The following is a 4,560-nucleotide window of genomic DNA, read 5'->3' as shown; positions in this document are numbered from 1 at the left end:
TTGCTTACCTCTTTTCCTACAATTATCCAAAACATTAGTTAACTTTACTTATTATTTATTACTCATTACTTCATAACTAAAGTATTGAGGTAGTACAGAATTCTTTTAAATATTTACTCCTTCTTCCTTCTTTCCTCTTCCTTCTTCCTTCTTCTGCCTTTCACAAAGCAATATTAATCTTTATCTAATTCTAAATTCCGCTTACCCGTACAAATCCAATATATGGGAGAAACTAAACCAAAAGGTCGCCATCTTTTCGAGTCTTCCAATACAGATGCTACCCCACCACGACCGCGATAAATTTGCTGAGAATTTGGTTTAAAATATTTATTTCCAGTCACACCAAAAGCAGAAGTTGTAAAATATTCCACATTTCCCATTCCCAAATCTTGCCAAGATTCTAACCTTTTAAAAATAATAGGAAATCGTGCTTCTGCCAAAAATTTTGGTCTGTATCTATTTCCCCATAAATCTGCTAATTCACACTTAGTTAAAACTAAAGCAATTCGTCGTTTTTGACCCAAAATATCCCGCCCTGCTAATGCTACTAAAAGTTTATCAACTCCTCTCGCATATTCTAAATCTTTGCGATGAGTTGTACCATCAATCATTAACATAATTCCTGTAGCTGGAAAACAATCATTTAAGTAGTCTCGAAGTAACTGACAATCTGTTTCCTGAAGTACATCACTGAAAAATTCTCCAGAATAATCCTTGCAGCTAATATCTAAATTTAAAACAGTATTTGAGCAAGTCAAATTATCTGATTTTTTGAGAACAATCCTCAAACTATAATCCTTAATTTCCAGCACATCATTAGCTAAACGAGTTTGTTCAATTTGTAATCCTTTTTCTATCAAATTTTGTGCCTGCTTAATTAAATATTCTCCATCTTTATTTGCTGGAGTAATTAACTCAACCGGACTAGAAATATCGGCATTTGGCCATCTAGCCAAAGCAGCCATATAAGTCGTTTTTCCAGCAGCGCGATCGCCTATTACCCGTAAAACTCCAGAGTGATTTTCTTCTTTTAAATCCCGATCTATGATCGGTTTAAATAGAGATTCCAACATTTTTTCTATATCCTTTTATAACAGTCAGCGATCGGCTAAGAAAAAAAGATTGTCTGTCTTAACTTTGCCGATTTTTAGCCCTCTTAAGCAGAAGTAATTATCCATTATTCATTATCAATTATCCATTAATTACCGACCTTTACTTAACCAATACAAAGGAAAAACAATCCCATGAGGTTTCCATTTCAAAGGTTCCCGTAAAATAGAGTGGGGACTGCCTAATTCATCTGTACGATTTGGGCGGGGGTCATTTCGATGTAAAACACCAAAAGTAGATATAGCATAAAACCGTAAATTTTGTTGAGGAATACGCCTTTTTAAAATATTTGTTGTTCTGGGTAAATGAACTTTAAATATATCTAATTCTGGGTCAATACGACCAGGCCATATTTCTCCTCTTTCACATTTACTCATTGCTATAGCTAGACGTAAATCTTGAGTCCGATCGCTTTCATCTATTAAGTCAATAAATCTTTCCATTACGTTACTATAAAATATGTCACTTCCTGGCTCCCATTTATGAAGTAAAATTAGACAACCAAGATTATCTTTAATCAGACATTCATCGAGAAATTCTTGATGCAAAGGATTAGAAATTCCACCTTGTAATTCATTGAAAATTTCCCCTGGATAATCTCGGACTACCAGGTTGATTTCTTCTGGTTTTCTTTGCCACCAATGTTTGATTTCTATATGAAAAGAATACAAAGGTAAATCGTAGAAACTTTTAATCCTGATTCCATCAATAATAGTAGGTTCTAAAGAGGCGCCATTCAGAATAATAGTTTCAGCTTTCTTAGCCAAATTTTTAGCATCATTAGTAATAGCTGTAATTTGAAAATTTGGATTAGTTTTTTCCGGCCAATAAGCTAATCCTGCCAAATAAGTTGTTTTGCCTGCACCAGTAGGTCCAATAATACAAATATTCCCCATTTTTTTTGATTAAATCTCTAAATTTTTAGGTATTTAAACTATAATATAGGGAATAGGGAATATAAAACTTAAATCCTTCTAATACCATTTATCCATGAAGTTGCACTTAATATAAAGATGAGAATAGTGAGTGTAATAAGGTCTGAGCAACAATTATTAAGCGCATTGTTACAAAGAAATGGTATAAGATTATTTAAAATTTACTTTTGACTTCTTACACCAGATTTCATCTCAGTGAGGTACAGCTATATATAGGGAATAGGGAATATAAAACTTAAATCCTTCTGAGTAGTGAGCAAGATTGCCGCACTACAAAGGTTTTATTATTAATGTTTGTACTTCATATACTTGGCATCTGCTGTATATCATCTTCAAACAATCAGTTATAAATAAAATCTTCTTTTAGGGATGAAACTTTTCATAGAAAGTTCCTACTATTTCCCTATTTTCCTATTCCTTATTATTCACAGTATATTCGGTGATTAATGTGGTACAACTGACGGGGTAAATATTTTTTGCTTGTTCCCTATTCTACTCTCTACTCCCTACTCCCTACTTCCTTCTTTCAGACTAAATAACTCGCCAAATATATCCAAGGTAATTCTAATAAACTACGATGATAAATACTGGTAATAAAACATCGCACAGATAAACCATAACGACTTTGATTTATTTTTTCTAACTCATATTTTACTGGTTGAAAATAACTATTAAAAACATAATTATGACGTTGCAGCCAATTCATAGAAGAGCCATGAGGCAAATAATTTAATTTGGAAATTTCCTGTTCAATTTCACAATTAATTAAATCAGCTTTATTCAAACAAATTACAATCCGTCGTGCTTGAGGACAATCATAAATAAAAAACTCAGCCCAACGATTAAATCTATTACACCATTGTTGCCGAGTAATATAATTTTCCGGGTCAATATGAGGCTGTAAAATTTCTCTATAGGGAGGAACAATTAAAAAAATTCCTTCACTTTTACCCACTATTTCTTTAAAGTATTGCCATTCATTAATATGCTCAGACTGCCACGACCTACGAAATAATTCCCCTGGAGAATCTATCCAATCTACAGGAATTTTACTAATACCAATAGGCAACCTAACCTCCACATTTAAAGAACGCTTTTCAATAGTTTGAGTAGGTTTAGTCGTACCATCTAAATTAAGTAAATTTGCCTGGAGATTTTGATAATTTTGATTGACTAAATCGACCCGAACATAATTTCCTTGGGGGCCAGCCAATTCTAATGCTAAATGAGTTTTTCCCACGGCGCGATCGCCTATATAAACTACTCCCATTTCAGTTATCAATTATTAGTTATCAATACCTCCAGCTGAAGTCAGAGGCAATAAAATCCGAAATTTCCTTTTTTATACCATTGAAAGGGGAGGCGTGAGACTTGATTTTTTGGTCAGATATAATGTCTCAATTATGGTAGTTTTGGCATGATAAATCGGTATAGGCTACTTTTAAAGATGGCTGCAATTTATTCCTGACTTTTTTCTAGTAATTTATAGGCAATTATGGTCTCTATTAATTCGATAATATTCTGTTGTCTGATTGCATCTGTTAATTTATTTTTGGCTTTTTCAACTTATTTCAAACTACCTATTTTTATGAACCACCGCTAACAGTCACAGAATAATTAAATTTAAAAGGTTTAAAACTTTTTCCATCTTTGGCACTTCCAATCATTTCTAAGTCATAAACACCCGCTTTAGGAAACATAATTTCCGCTCCTGGTATATCTTGATATTGTTCAGTATCAATCCCTTTTAATTCTGGATTCATTATCGGTTTACTGTCAGACTTACGGGGTTCAACATAAACATTTAACTGACAATCACATTCACTAAAAGGAAGACTTTTACCACCTTTACGAGTCAGAGCAAACCAAGCTAAAGAAGATTTACCGACTTTAGGATTATGATTAGGTGTAATATGAAAAGTACAAGCTACGTCTTGAGAAACTTCTACATTATGAGCTTGAGTAGGAATTAATTTATTTTGCAGTTTATAATTAATTATTTCTGCTTTTGCACCAATAGAAAACGCCAAAGTTAACAACAAAATTTTGAGACTAATCATTTCAGTTATCAGTTATCAGTTATCAGTTATCAGTACCTCTGGTTCACCCGGAGGCAAGAAAATCCGAAATTTTCTCTTTTATTCTCTTGAAATTGGAGGTTTGAGACCTTATTTCTTGGTCAATAAAAAATCTTGAGAAATATAACTTTCAAGTATAGCAAAGTTTTTAATAATTGGTAGAATCCTACAGATTGATTATTATACCAATTACCGAAAAATAAAGGTATAAAGCCTCTCATGAGCAAGGATAAAAAAGTGCTAGGATATTTCCTTATATTCAATCCTCTCGGTTAAAACCCGAGGTAATTATCAATTATCCATTATCAATTAATGAACAACCTTGCATTTTTTACTTCTAATACCAATTCATATCAAATCCGCTTGCAATGGAAGTGTTATAAGAAATCGGGTTTGTGGGAGGTTAATGTTAGGGACGTTGCATGCAACGTCCCTAA

The 4,560-nt window shown here is 32.9% G+C and carries 4 protein-coding genes; all 4 read right to left on the bottom strand.

Annotated elements, in window-relative coordinates; all coding sequences use genetic code 11:
* Positions 1 to 173: 173 nt before the first annotated feature.
* Positions 174 to 1,073, bottom strand: coding sequence for a hypothetical protein (locus tag F6K22_RS33025; RefSeq protein WP_293108077.1), 900 nt, complete (start codon positions 1,071 to 1,073; stop codon positions 174 to 176).
* A 129-nt stretch (positions 1,074 to 1,202) separates the two neighbouring features.
* A complete protein-coding gene (locus tag F6K22_RS33020; RefSeq protein WP_293108074.1) occupies positions 1,203 to 2,006 on the bottom strand; it encodes a hypothetical protein in 804 nt (267 codons plus the stop codon).
* A gap of 565 nt (positions 2,007 to 2,571) precedes the next feature.
* Positions 2,572 to 3,315, bottom strand: a complete 744-nt coding sequence (locus tag F6K22_RS33015) for a hypothetical protein (protein WP_293108071.1) — start codon at positions 3,313 to 3,315, stop codon at positions 2,572 to 2,574.
* Positions 3,316 to 3,631: 316 nt separating this feature from the next.
* Positions 3,632 to 4,105: a hypothetical protein gene (locus F6K22_RS33010; protein WP_293108069.1), complete on the bottom strand. Its 474-nt coding sequence runs from the start codon at positions 4,103 to 4,105 to the stop codon at positions 3,632 to 3,634.
* Between the last annotated feature and the right edge of the window lie 455 nt (positions 4,106 to 4,560).

Source organism: Okeania sp. SIO2F4 (assembly GCF_010672385.1).
Taxonomy (GTDB): Bacteria; Cyanobacteriota; Cyanobacteriia; order Cyanobacteriales; family Microcoleaceae; genus Trichodesmium.
Note: the sequence above shows the minus strand (reverse complement) of the source record. Positions and strands in the feature narration are given on the sequence as shown.

What these genes read in the sequence shown, in the direction of transcription:
- F6K22_RS33020 (WP_293108074.1), bottom strand. Translation starts at nt 2,006, where the DNA reads ATGGGGAATATTTGTATTATTGGACCTACTGGTGCAGGCAAAACAACT.
- F6K22_RS33025 (WP_293108077.1), bottom strand. Translation starts at nt 1,073, where the DNA reads ATGTTGGAATCTCTATTTAAACCGATCATAGATCGGGATTTAAAAGAA.
- F6K22_RS33015 (WP_293108071.1), bottom strand. Translation starts at nt 3,315, where the DNA reads ATGGGAGTAGTTTATATAGGCGATCGCGCCGTGGGAAAAACTCATTTA.
- F6K22_RS33010 (WP_293108069.1), bottom strand. Translation starts at nt 4,105, where the DNA reads ATGATTAGTCTCAAAATTTTGTTGTTAACTTTGGCGTTTTCTATTGGT.